Annotated in this window: 17 protein-coding genes and 1 pseudogene; 12 read left to right on the forward strand and 6 right to left on the reverse strand. The window is 70.8% G+C overall.

Features of this window, described 5'->3' with window-relative positions; translation table 11 throughout:
- Nucleotides 1–166: 166 nt before the first annotated feature.
- Nucleotides 167–2,080 carry an O-aminophenol oxidase PhsA gene (gene phsA / locus AADR41_RS09020; protein ID WP_446751000.1) on the forward strand — a complete coding sequence of 638 codons (1,914 nt, stop codon included), beginning with the start codon at nucleotides 167–169 and terminating at the stop codon, nucleotides 2,078–2,080.
- Nucleotides 2,081–2,299: 219 nt separating this feature from the next.
- Here phsA and AADR41_RS09025 read toward each other — a convergent pair whose 3' ends face one another.
- Together AADR41_RS09025 and AADR41_RS09030 are read right to left on the reverse strand one after the other, a co-directional pair.
- Nucleotides 2,300–3,379, reverse strand: a complete 1,080-nt coding sequence (locus AADR41_RS09025) for a HEAT repeat domain-containing protein (protein ID WP_342280783.1) — start codon at nucleotides 3,377–3,379, stop codon at nucleotides 2,300–2,302.
- Nucleotides 3,380–3,617: 238 nt separating this feature from the next.
- Nucleotides 3,618–4,319 (reverse strand): FadR/GntR family transcriptional regulator, encoded by a 702-nt coding sequence (locus AADR41_RS09030; RefSeq protein ID WP_342280784.1) that lies wholly within the window; start codon nucleotides 4,317–4,319, stop codon nucleotides 3,618–3,620.
- A 144-nt stretch (nucleotides 4,320–4,463) separates the two neighbouring features.
- Here AADR41_RS09030 and AADR41_RS09035 point away from each other — a divergent pair, with 144 nt between their 5' ends.
- A complete protein-coding gene (locus AADR41_RS09035) occupies nucleotides 4,464–4,973 on the forward strand; it encodes a gluconokinase (protein ID WP_342280785.1) in 510 nt (169 codons plus the stop codon).
- An 8-nt stretch (nucleotides 4,974–4,981) separates the two neighbouring features.
- On the forward strand, nucleotides 4,982–6,379 hold the full coding sequence (locus AADR41_RS09040) for a GntP family permease (RefSeq protein WP_342280786.1): 1,398 nt from the start codon (nucleotides 4,982–4,984) through the stop codon (nucleotides 6,377–6,379).
- Here the strand turns inward: AADR41_RS09040 and AADR41_RS09045 are convergent.
- Nucleotides 6,376–6,507, reverse strand: a pseudogene (locus AADR41_RS09045) (cytochrome b/b6 domain-containing protein); the annotation flags it as partial. The gene AADR41_RS09040 and the pseudogene AADR41_RS09045 overlap by 4 nt on opposite strands.
- Before the next feature lie 120 nt (nucleotides 6,508–6,627).
- Here AADR41_RS09045 and AADR41_RS09050 point away from each other — a divergent pair.
- On the forward strand, nucleotides 6,628–7,077 hold the full coding sequence (locus AADR41_RS09050; RefSeq protein WP_342280787.1) for an ASCH domain-containing protein: 450 nt from the start codon (nucleotides 6,628–6,630) through the stop codon (nucleotides 7,075–7,077).
- A gap of 20 nt (nucleotides 7,078–7,097) precedes the next feature.
- On the opposite strand, the gene AADR41_RS09055 is transcribed toward AADR41_RS09050, so the two are convergent.
- Nucleotides 7,098–8,318, reverse strand: coding sequence for a carboxylesterase family protein (locus AADR41_RS09055; protein ID WP_342280788.1), 1,221 nt, complete (start codon nucleotides 8,316–8,318; stop codon nucleotides 7,098–7,100).
- Nucleotides 8,315–9,580: an MFS transporter gene (locus tag AADR41_RS09060; RefSeq protein WP_446751001.1), complete on the reverse strand. Its 1,266-nt coding sequence runs from the start codon at nucleotides 9,578–9,580 to the stop codon at nucleotides 8,315–8,317. Before AADR41_RS09060 ends, AADR41_RS09055 begins: the two co-directional genes overlap by 4 nt.
- Before the next feature lie 391 nt (nucleotides 9,581–9,971).
- Between AADR41_RS09060 and AADR41_RS09065 the strand changes: the two genes are divergently transcribed.
- Genes AADR41_RS09065 through AADR41_RS09100 form a run of 8 tightly spaced genes read left to right on the forward strand, consistent with a single transcriptional unit; the run spans nucleotide 9,972 to nucleotide 16,978 of the window.
- Nucleotides 9,972–11,447: a 2-hydroxymuconic semialdehyde dehydrogenase gene (locus AADR41_RS09065; RefSeq protein ID WP_342280790.1), complete on the forward strand. Its 1,476-nt coding sequence runs from the start codon at nucleotides 9,972–9,974 to the stop codon at nucleotides 11,445–11,447.
- Nucleotides 11,444–12,259 (forward strand): 2-keto-4-pentenoate hydratase, encoded by an 816-nt coding sequence (locus AADR41_RS09070; protein ID WP_342280791.1) that lies wholly within the window; start codon nucleotides 11,444–11,446, stop codon nucleotides 12,257–12,259. The genes AADR41_RS09065 and AADR41_RS09070 overlap by 4 nt, the downstream gene beginning before the upstream one ends.
- Nucleotides 12,256–13,212, forward strand: a complete 957-nt coding sequence (locus tag AADR41_RS09075) for an acetaldehyde dehydrogenase (acetylating) (RefSeq protein ID WP_342280792.1) — start codon at nucleotides 12,256–12,258, stop codon at nucleotides 13,210–13,212. The genes AADR41_RS09070 and AADR41_RS09075 overlap by 4 nt, the downstream gene beginning before the upstream one ends.
- Nucleotides 13,209–14,240 carry a 4-hydroxy-2-oxovalerate aldolase gene (gene dmpG / locus AADR41_RS09080; RefSeq protein ID WP_342280793.1) on the forward strand — a complete coding sequence of 344 codons (1,032 nt, stop codon included), beginning with the start codon at nucleotides 13,209–13,211 and terminating at the stop codon, nucleotides 14,238–14,240. The genes AADR41_RS09075 and dmpG overlap by 4 nt, the downstream gene beginning before the upstream one ends.
- The gene (locus tag AADR41_RS09085; protein WP_342280794.1) at nucleotides 14,237–15,004 is read left to right on the forward strand and encodes a 2-keto-4-pentenoate hydratase; all 768 of its coding nucleotides are present in this window, start codon (nucleotides 14,237–14,239) and stop codon (nucleotides 15,002–15,004) included. Before dmpG ends, AADR41_RS09085 begins: the two co-directional genes overlap by 4 nt.
- Nucleotides 15,001–15,456, forward strand: coding sequence for a RidA family protein (locus tag AADR41_RS09090; RefSeq protein WP_342280795.1), 456 nt, complete (start codon nucleotides 15,001–15,003; stop codon nucleotides 15,454–15,456). The genes AADR41_RS09085 and AADR41_RS09090 overlap by 4 nt, the downstream gene beginning before the upstream one ends.
- Nucleotides 15,453–15,974 carry a 3-hydroxyanthranilate 3,4-dioxygenase gene (locus AADR41_RS09095; RefSeq protein WP_342280796.1) on the forward strand — a complete coding sequence of 174 codons (522 nt, stop codon included), beginning with the start codon at nucleotides 15,453–15,455 and terminating at the stop codon, nucleotides 15,972–15,974. The genes AADR41_RS09090 and AADR41_RS09095 overlap by 4 nt, the downstream gene beginning before the upstream one ends.
- A 2-nt stretch (nucleotides 15,975–15,976) precedes the next feature.
- A complete protein-coding gene (locus AADR41_RS09100) occupies nucleotides 15,977–16,978 on the forward strand; it encodes an amidohydrolase family protein (protein WP_342280797.1) in 1,002 nt (333 codons plus the stop codon).
- Between the two features lie 81 nt (nucleotides 16,979–17,059).
- On the opposite strand, the gene AADR41_RS09105 is transcribed toward AADR41_RS09100, so the two are convergent.
- On the reverse strand, nucleotides 17,060–18,013 hold the full coding sequence (locus AADR41_RS09105) for a LysR substrate-binding domain-containing protein (protein WP_342280798.1): 954 nt from the start codon (nucleotides 18,011–18,013) through the stop codon (nucleotides 17,060–17,062).
- Between the last annotated feature and the right edge of the window lie 107 nt (nucleotides 18,014–18,120).

Raw genomic sequence — 18,120 nt, forward strand, 5'->3', positions numbered from 1 at the left:
GTCCGCCCGGTGGACCGTACCGGTTTTGGTCAGATTGCCCCCATCGATGAACTGCGGCGGCTTCCAGGCGGTCCTTCGATACACAGGGACCACCGAATCATTACCTGCGGGGGCAGGGGTCGCGTGGTCCACCAGCAGTGGAATTGCGGATCATGGGGGAAGTACCTTGACCGAAATCGCCGAGAACACGGAGAAGACGGGGCGGACCGGCCGGCGGAGCGAGGCGCGGGGGCCGGATTCCGGGGCGGCCGCGCTCGGGGCGCCGGTCGGCGGACTCGTGCCGTACACCGACGCGTTGCCCGTACCGCCGGTGCTCCGCCCGCAGACCGGTGAGGTGCTGCGCGAGACGGAGATCGCCCTCTCGCCCACCTGGGTGCGGCTGCACGCGCAGCTGCCGCCGACCCTGATGTGGGGGTACAACGGCACGGTGCCGGGGCCGACCGTCGAGGTGCGGCGCGGGGAGCGGATCAGGATCGCCTGGACCAACCGCATCCCCGAGGGAAGTGAGTACCCGGTCACGGCGGTGGAGGTCGGTCCGGTCAAGCAGGGCGAACCGGCGCCGCACAACCGCCCCGGACGCGACGGGGTGAAGCCGAACGAGGACGTCGCCGCGCTGCCCGCCTGGACGGTGACGCATCTGCACGGCGCGCAGACCGGTGGCGGCAACGACGGCTGGGCGGACAACGCGGTCGGCTTCGGCGACGCGCAGCTGTCGGAGTACCCGAACGACCACCAGGCCACGCAGTACTGGTACCACGACCACGCCATGAACATCACCCGGTGGAACGTGTACGCCGGTCTCGTCGGCACCTATCTGATCAGGGACGACGAGGAGGACGCGCTCGGTCTGCCGTCCGGCGAGCGGGAGTTGCCGCTGATCCTGACCGACCGCAATCTGGACACCGACGAGGACGGCCGGCTCAACGGGCGGCTGCTGCACAAGACGACGGTGGTCTCCGAGGCCGACCCGGAGACCGGGAAGCCGGTGTCGCTGCCGTTCCTCGGCCCGTACACGACGGTCAACGGCCGTATCTGGCCCCATCTGGACGTGGACGACGCGTGGTACCGCTTCCGGCTGGTCAACGCGTCCAACGCGCGGATCTACGACCTGGTGCTGGTCGACGAGGACAACAATCCGGTGCCGGGCGTGATCCGGCAGATCGGCAGTGACGGCGGGCTGTTGCCGCGCCCGGTGCCGGTCGACTTCGACGAGGTGCTGCCGCAGCTGACGATCGCTCCGGCCGAGCGGATGGACCTGCTGATCGACTTCTCGGCGCTGGCCGGCCGCCGGGTCCGGCTGGTCAACCGGGGCAGGCTCGCGCCGGGGGTGCCGGACCCTGCCGCGAACGTGCCGTTCCCGCAGGTGATGGAGTTCCGGGTGCGGGAGACGGGGCGCCGGGACGGCTTCGAGCTGCCCGAGGTGCTGTCGGGTTCCTTCCGGCGGTACGAGCACGGCGAGGTGGAGCACGGGCACCGGCTCGTGGTGCTGACGGTGCCCGGCACGGTCGGCGGTGGCGGTCACCCGGAGATCTGGGAGATGACCGAGGTCGAGGACGGCGCCGATGTGCGGGTGCCCTCGGACGGTGTGATCCAGCTGCGGGGCGAGGACGGCACGGTGCGCACGTACCGCAGGACCGCGCGGACCTTCAACGACGGTCTCGGCTTCACGGTGGGCGAGAGCAGCTACGAGCAGTGGTCGTTCCTCAACCTGGGCGGTCCGACGCATCCGATGCACATCCATCTGGCGGACTTCCAGGTGATGGGCCGGGAGGCGTACAAGCTCGACGGCTTCGATCCGGCGGTCGGCGGAACCCGTTCCCCGGTGGCGTTCGACCACGGCACCACGATCGCGACGGCACCGAACGAGCAGGGCTGGAAGGACGTCTTCCGGGTGCCTGCCGGGCAGTTGGTGAAGGTGCTCGGGAAGTTCGACGGCGCGTACGGGCGGTTCATGTACCACTGCCATCTGCTGGAGCACGAGGACATGGGCATGATGCGGCCGTTCGTCGTGATGCCGCCCGAGGCGATGAAGTTCGACCACGGAGCCGGGCACGGCGGCCACCACGGGCACAGCGGCTGACCGTACGGACCGTACATGCGCAGACGGCCCCCGCGGAATCGCTCCGCGGGGGCCGTCCCGTGTCCGGAAAGCCGGGGCCGGGGCCCGGGATGCGGGGCTCGGGGCACGGGATGCGGGGCTCGGGGCACGGGACGGTGGCTCCGGAGCTTCGGCCGCCGCCGGGATCCGGCACGACGACGGAACCGGAGTCCCGGTCACCCGGTCACCGGTCGCGTCCGATCACCGGGGCCGAGGGCCGGGAGGGGGGTCGGGCAGGGTTCTCGGCAGGTCGGCCGCGACCAGTTCGGCAGCGTGCGCGGGGTCGCCGTCCGCGCGTGCGAGCAGTGCCTCGATGTCGTAGTCCGACGGCCCGAAGCCGGCGGCGACGCCCAGGGAGCGGCCCCAGCCGAAGCGTTCCATCGAGACGGCGGCGTCCAGGTCGGGGCGGAGCCGGTGGAGCGTGGAGACCACCTCCCAGGCCCAGGCGTCCAGGCGGGCCCGCCGCACCGGATTGCAGGCGTTCACGGCGTCGGTGACCCAGTCGTCGCCGGGCTCGTACTCCTGGAGGGCCGGCAGCGCTTCCGGGGCGTCCGTGATCTGCGCCGCGCCGAACGTGAGGACGTGTGCGCCCTCGGGGTTGCCGAGCAGTCCGGCCAGGAGCGGGACGGCGCGGGGGTCGTGCCGACGGGCCAGTGCGCGGATCGCCTCCCTGCGGGTCTCGGCGTGCTCGTCGGCCGTCCGCTCCCGGAGCGCGGACCGGATCGCGGGGCTGTCCACCTCGGCCTGGACGCCGAGGGTGAACGTCGCCCAGTCGCGGACATGCCGGTCCGGGTCCCGGGTCAGCCCGATGAGGGTGCGGACGTCCGGTCCGTCCGGCAGCCCGGTGACGACCTCCGCGAACGAGCGGGCCACTTCCTCGCGGACCTCGGCCTCGGGATGCCCGGCGAGGGCGACTAGGACGGGGACGGCGCGCGGGTCGTACGTCATCCCGATCGCGCGCGCCAGCGGTCGCAGCACTCGCCCCTCGGTCTCCCGCCGCGCGAGGGCGACCAGCGCGGTGGCCGTCCCGGCGCGGGCTGCCTCGTGCCGATTTCCGGTGTCGCGCAGCAGGTCGCAGCCCGCCTCGCGCTCGACCGGATCGGCCGAACCGATCAGCTCCAGGCCGAGCGGCAGCGCCGCCGCCCCGTCGGCGGCCGCCCGCCACAGCAGTGGTGCGTACTCGTGCAGGCTGTCCTGGTCGCCCGGGTCGTCCGGGTCGGTGGCGGCGCGCAGTGCCGCCAGTGCCCGCGTGACCAGTTCCGCCACGCTGTCCGTTTCCATCCGGGCATTCTGGTGTGCGAACCGCGAGTGCGCGCGGGAATTGCCGGCCCGACCGCGCCGGCCGTCCACGTACGCGTCGACGAGGCCGGCCGCACCGGATCACCGGGGCTACCGGGAGAACACCGGACCCGCCGCGGAGCGCGCCGTCTTCGGACCTGCTCGGCCAGGGCCCGTCCGGGCCGACCGGGGCCGGGGCACGACCTTTGGCACGGCACCCCGCAGCGCTGCCGGACAGAACCTAGGGGGCTAGCACGTCCAGCTCGTGCAGGGCGCCGACCGCGATCTCCTTCGTCAGCCGCTCCGCCGCCACCGCGTCGCCCTCGCGCACCGCCTCGGCGAGCCGGACGTGGAGGGTGACCGCCGCCGGGTCCGGGTCCTCGAACATCACCTGGTGGTGGGTGCGGCCCGCCAGAACCTCGGCGACGACATCGCCGAGCCGCGCGAACATCTCGTTGCCGGAGGCGTTGAGCACGATCCGGTGGAACGCGATGTCGTGCTCCAGATAGCCCTCCAGCTGCTGTCCGCGCGAGGTGGCGACCATGCCGAGCGCACACTCGGTGAGGGCCGCGCACTGCTCGGGGGTGGCGTTGCGGGCGGCGAGGCCGGCCGCGACCGGTTCGACGGCCGACCGCAGCACGGTCAGGGAGCGCAGCTGGCGCGGGCGGTCGGCACCGGCCAGCCGCCAGCGGATGACCTGCGGATCGTAGACGTTCCATGCCTCGGTGGGCCGCACCGTCACGCCGACCCGGCGCCGGGACTCGACCAGGTGCATGGACTCCAGGACGCGGATCACCTCGCGGACCACGGTGCGTGAGACGTCGAAGCGACGGGCCAGTTCATCGGTGCGCAGCACCTGTCCCGGCAGGTGTGCCCCGGCGGCGATCTCCAGACCCAGGGTGTCCAGCACATGTGTATGCAGCCCAGGGCCCTGTGTGGTCATGAGCACAGCCTACGGGGCAGCCTTCAGGAACAAAAAGTACGACGTTTACGTCACAGCATCTTGAATAAGTCGTACGTATAGGTTTCAGTAGCGCGACGGACCGATGTCGAGGAAGACGTCGAACAAGACTGCGAGGCACCACCAATGAGCACCCCCCACGTCGTCGTGGTGATGGGCGTAGCAGGGACCGGCAAGACCACGATCGGCCCCCTGCTCGCCGCCGGACTCGGCGTTCCGTACGCAGAGGGCGACGACTTCCATCCCGCGGCGAACATCGCCAAGATGTCGGCCGGCGTTCCGCTGGACGACTCCGACCGGTGGCCCTGGCTCGACGCGATCGGTCAGTGGGCGCACGGCCGGGCCGGGCTCGGCGGAGTGGTGAGCAGCTCGGCGCTCAAGCGCGTCTACCGGGACCGGCTGCGCGCCGAGGCGCCCGGCGCGGTCTTCCTCCATCTGACCGGCGACCGGGCTCTGATCGAGAAGCGCATGGCTGAGCGCAAGGGGCACTTCATGCCCACCGCGCTGCTCGACTCGCAGTTCGCCACCCTGCAGCCGCTGCAGGAGGACGAGGCCGGGGTCTCGGTCGACGTGTCCGGCACCCCCGAAGAAATCACCGAGCGAGCCGTCGCCGCGTTGCGCCGGCTCGATAGCTAAGGATCACCGTGACCAGTCTCAGCGTCGAGATGTTGGCAGCGGACGCCGTCGAACCGATCACTTCGGCAGGCAACGCGCAGTTGGGCATCGCCGTTCTGGCGGGCATCGCCGTCATCGTTCTGCTCATCACCAAGTTCAAGATGCACGCGTTCCTCGCGCTGACCATCGGCTCGCTGGCGCTCGGCTCGTTCGCCGGTGCCGCTCCGGCCAAGACGATCGCCAGCTTCACCGCGGGCCTCGGCTCGACCGTCGCGGGTGTCGGTGTGCTGATCGCGCTCGGCGCGATCCTGGGCAAGCTGCTGGCCGACTCCGGCGGCGCGGACCAGATCGTCGACACCATCCTCGCGAAGGCGAGCCGGCGCTCCATGCCGTGGGCGATGGTGCTGATCGCCTCGATCATCGGTCTGCCGCTCTTCTTCGAGGTCGGCATCGTGCTGCTGATCCCGGTGGTGCTGCTCGTCGCCAAGCGCGGCAACTTCTCCCTGATGCGGATCGGCATCCCGGCGCTGGCCGGTCTCTCCGTGATGCACGGTCTGATCCCGCCGCACCCCGGCCCGCTGGTGGCGATCGACGCCCTCGGCGCCAACCTCGGGGTCACGCTGGCGCTCGGTGTGCTGGTCGCGGTCCCGACCGTGATCATCGCCGGGCCGGTCTTCTCCCGATACGCGGCGCGCTGGGTGGACATCAAGGCGCCGGAGAAGATGATTCCGCAGCGCCCCTCGGAGGACCTGGACCGCCGCCCCAGCTTCGGCGCCACCCTGGCGACGATCCTGCTGCCGGTCGTACTGATGCTGATCAAGGCACTGGTCGACATCGTGGTGGACGACCCGGAGCAGAGCCTGCAGAAGGTCACCGATGTGATCGGCTCGCCGCTGATCGCGCTGCTCGCGGCCGTCATAGTCGGGATGTTCACGCTGGGCCGGGCCGCCGGGTTCTCCAAGGGCCGGCTCTCCACCACCGTCGAGAAGTCCCTGGCCCCGATCGCCGGTGTGCTGCTGATCGTGGGCGCGGGCGGCGGATTCAAGCAGACCCTGATCGACGCCGGTGTGGGCCAGATGATCCTGGACTTCTCCAAGGACTGGTCGATCCCCGCGCTGCTGCTGGGCTGGCTGATCGCCGTCGCGATCCGGCTGGCGACCGGTTCCGCGACCGTCGCCACCATCTCCGCGGCCGGCCTGGTCGCCCCGCTGGCCGCCGACATGTCGACGTCCCACGCCGCTCTGCTGGTCCTCGCCGTCGGCGCGGGCTCGCTCTTCTTCAGCCACGTCAATGACGCCGGATTCTGGCTGGTGAAGGAATACTTCGGCATGAACGTCGGCCAGACGGTGAAGACCTGGTCGGTGATGGAGACGATCATCTCCGTGGTCTCGCTGGCCTTCATCCTGCTGCTGTCGCTGGTTGTCTAGCGCGGCTGCCCCGCACGGTCCTCCCCCCACAGCGAATGCTGTGACCGTGCCCGATGGCGCTCGACCGACCCGGTACGCATGCCACTGCGTGCCTCCGGGCCGGCGAGCGCCATTGCCATGTGCCCGGCGCCGGACTTCCCGGCCGGGAACCGCCTGTCGACAACTCCGCCCGCCCGGCAGCGAGTTGGCGTCCCCGGCCCGGCGCTCGCCCCGGTGCCGCGTCCCGGGGCCGTGTCAGACTTGGCGCCATGCCGAACCATGAACCCCTCAAGCCCTTCCTGCTCGCCTTCCCCGGACCGCTGCGCGATCAGCTGGTGGGGGCGGTGCTCGCCGGTACGAAGGTGTCGACGACCGGGCTGCTCGCGGAGTACGAGGCCGAGAAGGAGGAGTTGCCCCCGGTGGGTGAGCGCTCCGCGCTGATCGACTCGGACGGCCGGGAGATCGCGGTGCTGGAGGTGACCGAGGTACGGGTGCTGCGCCTGGGCGATGTCGACCTGCGGCATGCGATCGACGAGGGCGAGGGCGACTCATCGGTCGCCGAGTGGCGTGCGGGACACGAGAAGTTCTGGCACGGCGAGGAGATGCGGGAGGCGCTCGGCGACCCGGAGTTCACCGTCGACGACGACACCATGGTGGTCGCCGAACGGTTCCGGGTCGTCGAGCTGCTGGATCCCGCCACGGGCACCGACAGCCGGTAGACCGGGCGGGCTGCGGGGCGCTACGGCCGTCGGGCGAGGACCTCGCGGCAGGTCAGCGGGGACGCGACGGCACCGGGTCGGCCGGTGCGGACAAAGGCGGTCCAGGCGGCGCGCACGGCCCTGCCCACCTCGTCCACCTCCTCCCAGGTGGTGTCGCCCAGCATCGGGGAGTCCCGCCAGGCGGACCGGGAGCCGAGGAGCAGCGGCAGTTCCACACAGTGGGTGGCGCCGTACTCCGATCCGGCCGGGCGCCAGTCGAGCCGGTAGGCGTGCACCCGGGCTCCGGCCCGTACGAGCTGTTGCCCGAGGGCGGTCAGCGGTTCGGTGTACATCCGCCGGGTCGGCTCCGCCGGGTGACCGGTCCCGCTCTTCTCTCCGGGGAAGGCCGACATGTCGTCCGCGTTCCAGCCGTACATGATGTCCAGGCCGCCGACGTGCGGTCCGGGGGCGGCGACGGCCGTGCCGACGGGGCCGAACGGCGGCTCCATGGTGGAGCCGGAGCGTTCCCGGTGGGCGATCCCGGTGTCCCGTTGTGCCGCGAGTACGGCCGCCCGGTCGGCGGTGCGCGGGCCGACGCCGGGGGCGTGCACCGCGAGCCGCTCGGCGAAGATCCGGCCGAGGGCTTCGGCATCGGCCCGCGGCCGGGTGGCGATCGCCAGTGGCGCGCTCTGCAGGATCGCCCGGCGAAACAGCCCCCGGGCCTCGGGCAGCTCCATCAGCAGCCGGATGGAGAGCGCCCCGGCGGACTGCCCGAAGACCGTGACGTCGGCGGGGTCGCCACCGTACGCGGCGATGTGCGTCCGCACCCAGCGGAGCGCTTCGAGCTGGTCGTACAGGCCGAGATTGCCCTCGGACACCCCGTCGAGGCAGAGGTATCCGAGTGCGCCGACACGGTAGTTGACGGCCACCACGACGACATCGCCCTCGGTGGCGAGTGCCCCGCCGTCGTACCAGTCCATGAGGCCCGCGCCGCTGCTGAACCCGCCGCCGTGGAACCAGACCATCACCGGCCGTGCCGCACCGTCGCGGGCGGGTGCGGTGACGGTCAGGTTCAGACAGTCCTCGCCCTGTGGGTGCCGGTCGAGCGGCGGTCCCATCACCGCGTCGAGCCTGGACGGCAGTTGCGGGCAGATCTCGCCGGTGGGCGGGCGGTCGTCGTCACGCGCCGGTCGGGGCCGCGCGAAGCGCTCGGCCACGGCGTAGCGGACCGGGCCGGACCGGACCACGGCGGCGCCGGTCATGCGCCGCGCCCGGAGAGCGAGCGGGCCGGGACGGCCCGTACCGGCTCCGGCGCCCCTTCGGGTACCAGCCGGAACAGCGCGACCGCGCCGGCCAGGCTGACCGCGCAGATCCCGACGAGGTACCACGTCACCCCGGTCGACGAGCCGCCCGAGTTGAGCAGTGCGGTGGAGATCATGGGGGCGAGTCCGCCACCCAGGATGGCGCCGCCCTGCAGGATCACCGAGGAGCCGGAGTACCGGACGTTGACGGGGAAGGTGTCGACGACGATGCTGCCCTGCACGCAGTGGGTGACCGGGATGATGAGGCCCATGCCGAGCAGCGCCACCACGGCGAGGGCGGAGTTGCCGGTGTTGATGAGCGGGAAGAAGGCGACGCACCAGACGAGGATGGCGGCGGATCCGGCGATGAACATGGTCCGGCGGCCGTGCCGGTCGGCGATCTTCGTCCACACCGGAATGGTCACGAACCACAGGGCCGCCGCGACCGTGACGCTCACGACGAGGAACTGCTTGTCGTAGTCGAGGTGCTGGGAGCCGTAGGAGAGCGTGAAGACCATGAACACGTAGGCGACGGCCGAGTTGGCCACGACGGCAAGCAGGGTCAGCGCGAGCCGGGGGAAGCCGACCTTCATCGATTCGGCCAGCGGGAACCTGACCACTTGGTCCTGGGCCCGGACACGGTCGAACGACGGCGACTCGGTCACCCGCAGCCGGATCACCAGTCCCACGGCCACCAGGACGAAACTGAGCAGGAAGGGGATGCGCCAGCCCCATGAGGTGAACGCGTGGTCGCCCATGACCGCGTTGGTGACCAGGAAGATCACATTGGCCAGGACCAGGCCGCCCGGTGTGCCCATCTGCGGGAAGCCCGCGTAGAGGTTCTTCTTGCCCGGTGGCGCGTGCTCCATCGACATGAGGGTCGCTCCGGCCCCTTCGCCGCCGAGCCCGATGCCCTGGACGATGCGCAGCGCGACCAGGAGGACCGGGGCCCAGAAGCCGATGGATCCGTAGCTCGGGATGGCGCCGATGAGGGTGGAGCCGATTCCCATCAGGACGAGCGAGACCACCAGCGTCGCCTTGCGGCCGATGCGGTCTCCGTAGTGGCCGAAGACCAGACCGCCCAGGGGGCGCGCGACGAAGCCGACGGCGAAGGTGCTGAAGGCGGCCAGCGTGCCGGCGGCGGGGCTGAGCGAGGGGAAGAACTGCTCGTTGAAGATGAGGGCCGCGGCTGTTCCGTAGAGGAAGAAGTCGTACCACTCCAGCGTGGTGCCCGCGAGCGTGGCGAGGGCGGTTCTGCCGGCAGTGGCTCGGGCGCCGCCCGAGTGTTCTTCGTGAGGCGAAGTGTTCACGGGGTCACCTATCACTTGGATGGCGGGCTGCGGGCGGTTCGCCCCGGACAGCCGCTACGACGGCCGGGCTTCACCCGTCGTTAACCGTGGATCCTGATGGCCCGAGAAATGACGCACAAATACCGAATCCGGGATCTGCCATACCTGTTCGGGTATAGCGGAACACTCTCACGAGCATACGGACGGCCGTTCGGTGATCCCGCGCGCACATCCCTCACGGGCAAACCCGGTATTCCATTTTGGGTATGGCTCGGTACGAGAATCGCATTTGTCCGGCATGGCTGCGCGAATCACAGTGGGACGCATGACGGCAGAGACTGGGCGGTGGATCCGCAACTTCGTGGCCGGGCAGTTCGTGGAGCCCGACGAGAACCGCAGCTTCGACAAGACCGATCCGGCGACCGGCCGGGTGTTCGCCCGGGTGCACGAGGCGGACAGGGACCTCGTGGACCGCGCGGTGAACGCGGCCAGGCGCGCCCTGCACGACGGGTGGGCGACGACGCCGGTACGGGAGCGGGCCGCGCTGCTGCGCCGGGCCGCGGACCGGATCGAGGAGCGCTTCGAGGAATTCGTCGCGGCGGAGGTCGCCGACACCGGCAAGCCGGTCACCCAGGCCCGGGAGCTCGATGTCGCCCGCGCGCTGACGAACTTCCGCACCTTCGCCGACGTGGTGGCCGCCGCCGGCCAGGAGTCCTTTCTCACCGACCTCGCGGGCGGCCGGCAGGCCCTCAACTACGCGGTACGCAAGCCGCTCGGCGTCGTCGCGGTCGTCGTCCCGTGGAATCTGCCCCTCCTGCTGCTGACCTGGAAGGTCGCCCCCGCTCTGGCCTGTGGCAACGCCCTGGTCGTCAAGCCCAGCGAGGAGACCCCGGCCACCGCCGCGCTGCTGGCCGACGTACTCGCCGAGGTCGGGCTGCCCGCCGGGGTGTACAACGTCGTCCACGGCTTCGGCGGCGACTCCGCCGGTGAGTACGTGACCTCGCACCCGGGGATCGACGGGGTGACCTTCACCGGCTCGTCGGCCACCGGCTCGCACGTCATGAAGACCGTCGCGCCCCGCGTCCGTCCGGTCTCCTTCGAGCTCGGCGGCAAGAACGCCGCCGTCGTCTTCGACGATGTCGACATCGACGAGGCGCTGGCCGGGCTGACCAGGTCGGTCTTCACCAACACCGGCCAGGTCTGCCTGTGCACCGAGCGGGTCTACGTACAGCGCTCGGTCTTCGCCGATGTCGCCGAGGGGCTCGCCGAGCGGGCCCGGGGCCTGCGGCTGGGCGACCCGCTGGACGAGCGGACCACCACCGGACCGCTGATCTCCCGAACTCACCGGAACAAGGTGCTGAGCTACTTCGAACTGGCCGAACAGGTCGGGGCGAAGGTGCTCACCGGCGGCGGCGTGCCGCAGCTCGGTCCCGGACTCGCGGGCGGCTCATGGATCGAGCCGACGCTGTGGACGGGCCTGACCAACGCCGACCGGCCCGTGCGCGAGGAGATCTTCGGCCCGGTGGCCGCCCTGATCCCCTTCGACACCGAGGCGGAGGCCATCGCCCTGGCCAATGACACCAAGTACGGTCTCGCGGCTTCGGTGTGGACCAACGACCTGCGCCGCGGCCACCGGGTGGCGCAGTCCATGAACGTGGGCATGGCCTGGGTCAACACCTGGTTCCTGCGCGATCTGCGCTCCCCCTTCGGCGGTGTCGGGCTCTCCGGCATCGGCCGCGAGGGCGGCGAGTCCTCCCTGCACTTCTACACCGAGCCGACGAATGTGTGCGTACAGCTGTGACCGATCACGACACCCCCGACCTGCCCGCACGGATCGAGGCGGCCGCGGCACGCCTCACCGCCGCCGCCGGATCGCGGACCCCGTGCGCTCCCGTCCGGGAGTTCCTGGGCCGCGAGGACACCGACGCCGCCTATGAGGTGCAACGCCGGATCGCGGCCGGCAGGGTCGCCGCCGGGGCCCGGGTGGTGGGCGCCAAGATCGGCCTCACCGCGCCTGCCGTACAGCAGCAGTTCGGCGTGTTCCGCCCCGATTTCGGGGTGCTCCTCGACGACATGATGTACGCCCACACCGAACCGCTGCCGCTGAACCGCTTCCTCCAGCCACGTGCGGAGGGCGAGATCGCCTTCGTGCTCGGCCGGGACATCGACCGGCCCGGGGCCGGCGTCGCCGATGTACTGCGGGCCACCGAGTTCGTGCTGCCCGCCATCGAGATCGTCGATTCCCGGATCGCCGGCTGGGACCTGGCCATCACCGACACGGTCGCCGACAACGCCTCCAGCGGCGCGTTCGTGCTCGGCACCACTCCGCATCCGCTGAGCGGGCTCGACCTGTCCCGGGTCGGCATGGTGCTCCAGCGGGACGGCGAACCGGTCTCCTTCGGCGCGGGACACGCCTGCCTCGGCTCCCCGGTCGTCGCCGTGGCCTGGCTGGCACGCGAACTGGTCGCCCGGGAGCAGCCGTTGCGCGCCGGGGATGTCGTCATGTCCGGGGCGCTGGGCCCGATGGTGCCGATCGGCGGCCCCGGCAGGTACCGGCTGGCGCTGGACGGGCTCGGCGACGTCGAAGCAGTCATCGAGGAGGAGACCAAGTGAGTTCCACCGCATCCGGCACCGTCCCGGTGGCCGTCATCGGGTCCGGCAACATCGGAACCGACCTCATGATCAAGGTGCTGCGGCTCTCGAAGACGCTGCGCATGGGCGCGATGGTGGGCATCGACCCGGACTCCGACGGCCTGGCCCGCGCCGCCCGGCTCAAGGTGGCCACCACGCACCGCGGTATCGACGGGCTGGTGGAGCTGCCCGGATTCGCCGACATCAAGGTCGTCTTCGACGCCACCTCGGCCAAGGCCCATGTGCGCAACGCCCGGATGGCGGCGGAACACGGGAAGCTGATGATCGACCTCACCCCGGCGGCTCTCGGACCGTTCGTGGTGCCGTCGGTCAATCTGGACGAGCATCTCGCCGCCGGGGACGTCAACATGGTCACCTGCGGCGGTCAGGCGACCATTCCGGTCGTCGCCGCGGTCTCCCGGATCGCGCCGGTCGCCTACGCGGAGATCGTCGCCTCCATCGCTTCGAAGTCGGCCGGTCCCGGAACCCGGGCCAATATCGACGAGTTCACCGGGACGACCGGCGAGGCGATCCGCCTGGTCGGCGGCGCCGAGGTCGGCAAGGCCATCATCGTGCTCAACCCGGCCGAGCCCCCGCTCGCCATGCGCGACACCGTCTTCTGCCTAGTCGAGGGCGGGCTCTGCGACGCCGACCGGGACCGGATCGTGGCCTCCGTCGAGCAGATGGCGCAGTCGGTACGGGAGTACGTGCCCGGCTACCGGCTCAAGCAGGACGTCCAGTTCGACCCGGTCGAGGACACCGTCGTGCCGGCCCTGGGCCGGCGGGTCACCGGGGTCAGGGTCTCGGTGTTCCTGGAGGTGCTCGGCGCCGGCCACTACCTGCCCGACTACGCGGGCAATCTCGACATCATGACCTCCGCCGCGGTCCGCACCGCGGAGAAGATCGCCGCACTCCGAGGATGGGTGACCTCATGAAGCTGTACGTCCAGGACGTGACCCTGCGCGACGGCATGCACGCGATGGGGCACATGTACACCGTCGACCAGGTGCGCCGGATCGTCGCCGCGCTCGACCGGTCCGGGGTCGCGGCCATCGAGGTCGCGCACGGCGACGGGCTCGGCGGTTCGAGCGCGAACTACGGGTTCGGCGCGCACAGCGACGAGGAGTGGATCGAAGCCGCGGCGGACGTCCTCGAACACGCGAAGCTGACCACCCTGCTGCTGCCCGGCATCGGCACCATCGACCATCTGCGCCGGGCCCATGCGCTCGGGGTACGCAGTGTGCGCGTCGCGACGCACTGCACCGAGGCCGACGTGAGCGCGCAGCACATCTCCTGGGCCCGGGAGAACGGGATGGATGTGTCCGGGTTCCTGATGATGAGCCATCTCAACTCCCCCGAGGGCCTGGCCCGTCAGGCCGCGCTGATGGAGTCGTACGGGGCGCACTGCGTCTATGTCACCGACTCCGGCGGGCGTCTGACGATGCGCGAGGTCGCCGCCCGGGTCGACGCGTACCGCGAGGTGCTCGACGAGGCGACCGAGATCGGCATCCACGCCCACGAGAACCTCTCGCTGTCGGTCGCCAACAGCGTGACCGCCGTGGAGCACGGCGCCTGCCGGGTCGACGTGGCACTGGCCGGTCAGGGGGCCGGGGCCGGGAACTGCCCGGCGGAGCCGTTCGTCGCCGTCGCGGACCTGCTGGGCTGGGAGCACGGCTGCGACCTGTTCGCGCTCCAGGACGCCGCCGACGACATCGTCCGCCCCTTGCGCGACCGGCCGGTCCAGGTGGACCGGGAGACCCTGACGCTCGGCTACGCCGGTGTCTACTCCAGCTTCCTGCTGCATGCCGAACGTGCGGGGCGGCGTTACGGGGTCGACACCCGGGAGATCCTCCTGGAGGTCGGCCGGCGGCAGATGGTGGGCGGTCAGGAGGACCTGATCGTGGACATCGCACTGGACCTGGCCGCGCGGCGCGCGGCCGGCACGGAAGGGAGCGGAAAATGATCCCGGCAGAGCTGACCGGCATACTGGCGCAGCGGCTGGACACGGCACAGACGTCCCGCAGGGACACCCCGAGCCTCGCCGACAGCCACGAGCTCGACATCGATGACGCGTACGCGGTGCAGTCGGCGCTGCTGGCGCTTCGGGTGGGCCGCGGCGAGCGGGTCGTGGGGGCGAAGCTGGGGTTCACCAGCAAGGCCAAGATGGCTCAGATGGGTGTCTCCGACGTGATCGTGGGCCGGCTCACGGACGCCATGCGGATCGCGGACGGCGACGAGGTCGACCTGTCGCGCTTCATCCACCCGAAGGTCGAGCCCGAGGTCGCCTTCCGGCTCTGCCGGGACGTGGATCCAAAGGATCCGGCGACGGACATCGAGTCGTGCGTGGACGCCGTGGCCCCGGCCGTCGAGATCATCGACTCGCGTTACCGGGACTTCCGGTTCACCTACACCGATGTCGTCGCGGACAACACCTCCGCGGCCGGCTTCGCGATCGGGCCGTGGCGGCCCCTGACGGACGTCGCCAACCGCGCGGTGCGGCTGCGTACCGCGGCGACCCGGACGGTGGGATCGACCGCCGCTGTTCTCGGTGACCCGGTGCGCGCGCTGCACGCCCTGCTGGACATGTGCCGTCGCCGCGGGATTTCGCTGAAGGCGGGTCAGGTGGTGCTCGCGGGCGCCGCCACGGCGGCCGTGCCGCTGGTCGCGGGGGTCACCGAGTGCGATGTGGCGGGCATCGGGTCCGTCACGGTGAAGGGGTTCCGATGAGCGGTTCACGGGTGATCGAGGGCAAGGCCGCTCCGCGCGGGCGGTTCCCTCATGTGAAGGTCGTCGGGGACCTGGTGTTCGTCTCCGGCACCAGTTCCCGCCGGCCGGACAATACCTTCGTGGGTGTCGAGGCCGATGAGTTCGGCACCACGGAGCTGGACATCCGGGCGCAGACCCGGGCGGTGATCGAGAACATCCGGGACATCCTGGCCGAGGTGGGCGCGGAGCTCTGCGACATCGCCCAGATCACCACCTATCTGGTGTCGATGAACGACTTCGGCGGATACAACGAGGTCTACGGCGAGTTCTTCGACGAGCGTGGACCGACCCGGACGACCGTCGCGGTGCACCAGTTGCCGCATCCCCATCTGCTGATCGAGATCCAGGCGGTCGCCCATCTGCCGCGGCCGCGCCAGTCACACAGAGCGCACAGCACGGAGGTGTCCTCATGACCGCCATTCCCCCGGTCATCGATTTCCAGGGCTGGATCACCGAGCACGAGCACCTGCTCAAGCCGCCGGTGAACAACCGCACCATGTCCCTGGGCCGGGACTTCATCGTCCAGGTCGTCGGCGGGCCCAACCAGCGGACCGACTTCCACCTCGACCCGTACGAGGAGTGGTTCTACCAGGTCAAGGGCGATATGCATGTCGACCTCATGACCGAGGAGGGACCGCGGACCGTACACATCCGGCAGGGCGAGGTCTGGCTGCTGCCCGGCAATGTGCCGCATTCCCCGCAGCGGCCGGAGGCCGGGTCGATCGGGCTGGTCATCGAGCGGGTCCGGGAGGAGGGCACTCCGGAGCGGTTCCAGTGGTACTGCCCCGAGTGCGCCACGAAGATCCATGAGGTCGAGCTCCAGGTGCGGGACATCGTCGCGGATCTGCCGCCGGTCTTCGCCGAGTTCTACGGCGACGAGAAGGCGCGTACGTGCCCCGAGTGCGGTGCTCTGCATCCCGGGAAGGGCTGAGCGTGGACCGCACGATCGACGTACACACGCATTACGTTCCGCGCGGCTGGCCGGATCTGACGGCCGAGGCCGGTCCGGACGCGCCCTGGCTGCGGATCGAGTCCGAGTCGGACGCCGTGGTCATGATGGGTTCCAGAGAGTTCCGGCGGATCCGGGCCGATGCCTGGGACGCCGGGACCCGGCTGCGGGACATGGACGCGGACGGGGTGCACCGTCAAGTGGTCTCCCCCACCCCGGCGTTCTTCACCTACGGGCGCAGCGGGGCCGAGGCCGCCAAGGTCTCACGGATCTTCAACGATCTCGCGCTGGAGATCACCGCGCCGGCGCCGGACCGGCTGATCCCGTTCTGCCAGGTGCCGTTGCAGGATCCCGACGCGGCCTGCCGCGAGCTGGAACGGAGCATCGCCAACGGGCACCGGGGCGTGGAGATCGGCAATCATGTCGGGGATCGCGACCTGGACAGCGAAGGGGTCGTCACCTTCCTCCAGCACTGCGCCTCGCTCGATGTGCCGGTGTTCGTGCACCCCTGGGACATGGCGAGTTCGCCGCGGCTGGACCGGTGGATGGCGCAGTGGCTCACGGCCATGCCCGCCGAGACCCATCTGTCGATCCTCGCCCTGATCCTGGGCGGGGCCTTCGACCGGATCGACGACCGGCTGAAGATCTGTTTCGCGCACGGCGGCGGCTCGTTCGCGTTCTGGCTCGGCCGGATGGAGAACGCCTGGCACGGCCGGCACGACGTCATCGGCACCTCCGAGTACCCGCCCTCGCACTATCTGGGCCGTTTCTACGTCGACTCGGTGGTGTTCGACGATCGTGCCCTGCGGCTGCTGGTCGACACGGTCGGTGCGGACCGGGTGATGGTGGGCAGCGACTATCCGTACCCGCTGGGAGAACGGCCGGTCGGTGAGGTGGTCCGCAAGAGCTCCTTCCTGGACGACCGCAGCCGGGAGCTGATCACGCACGGCAACGCCGAGCACTTCCTGGGGCTCACCCGTCCCTGAGGGCGGGACAGCCCTCAGGGCCTTTCGCCAGAATCGCCGCACGGCCGCCTTCGGGCGGCGGCGGCGGTTCGACGGCACGGCCTACAGCGGACCGTTACCGCCGGCCGCGCTCTGCGACGCCATGCCGGCGGCGATGTCCTCCAGGCTCCGGATCAGCGCCTGCGCGGACGGGCCCAGCGCCCGGGCGGCCGACAGGGTCAGCCCGACGCTGTGCCCGATCGGATCCAGCGGCACCGCCAGCCGGACGATACGGGTGTCGTCCCGGATGATCAGACCGGGCAGCGCCGCGACGACATCGGTCTCCAGCAGAAGCTGGCGCACGGTCAGGAACGAGGTCGTCTCGACCCGGTTCATCGGCAGCGGCATGCCGTGCCGGGCGAAGAACTCCTCGATCTCCCGTCGCAGCGCGGTCTCCGCGCCCGGCAGGATCCAGGGATAGTCCGGCAGGTCCGCAAGCTCCACCGCACTCTGCCCGGCAAGCGGGTGCGAGGCCCTGACCACGAGTTCGACCGACTCGTCGTAGAGCTTGCGGCGCACCGTCCGCTCGTCGGAGGGGACCGTGAGCCGACCGACGACGAAGTCGATCCGGCCGGCCTCCAGTTCCAGGAGCAGAGCCTCCGGCGACGCCTCCCGGACGATCACCGTCAGATAGGGGCGCTCCTTCTTGATGTCGGCGATGGCTCGCGGCAGAAGCACGTTCGAGCCGGCCAGATGGGTGCCGACGATGACCGTGCCGCGGTCGGCGTCGGCCAGCTCCACCACATGGCGGCCCGCCTGCGCGAGCTGGGCGAGCACGGACCGGGCGTGCTCGGTGAACGCCTCTCCGAACACGGTGGCGGTGACGCCCCGGGGCCCGCGTTCGTAGAGCGGGACGCCGAGGATGTCCTCCAGCTCGTGCAGACTGCGGGTGGCGGCGGGCTGGGTCACGTGCAGCTCCGCGGCGGCGCCGACGACGCTTCCCTGCCGGGAGAGCGCGTCGACGAGAACCAGGTGGCGGAGCTTCAGCCGGCCGTCGAGGAGACGCGGGATCTTCACGCCACGACTCTATCCACGCCCGCCGGGGGCGGGTCCGGCCGCCCTGGGCCGTACCGAACGGAGCGGTACGGAACTGGCTGCGGGCCGGTACCGGCACCGCGAGACCG

It is taken from the genome of Streptomyces sp. CLV115 (genome assembly GCF_038448545.1).
Taxonomy (GTDB): Bacteria; Actinomycetota; Actinomycetes; order Streptomycetales; family Streptomycetaceae; genus Streptomyces; species Streptomyces sanglieri.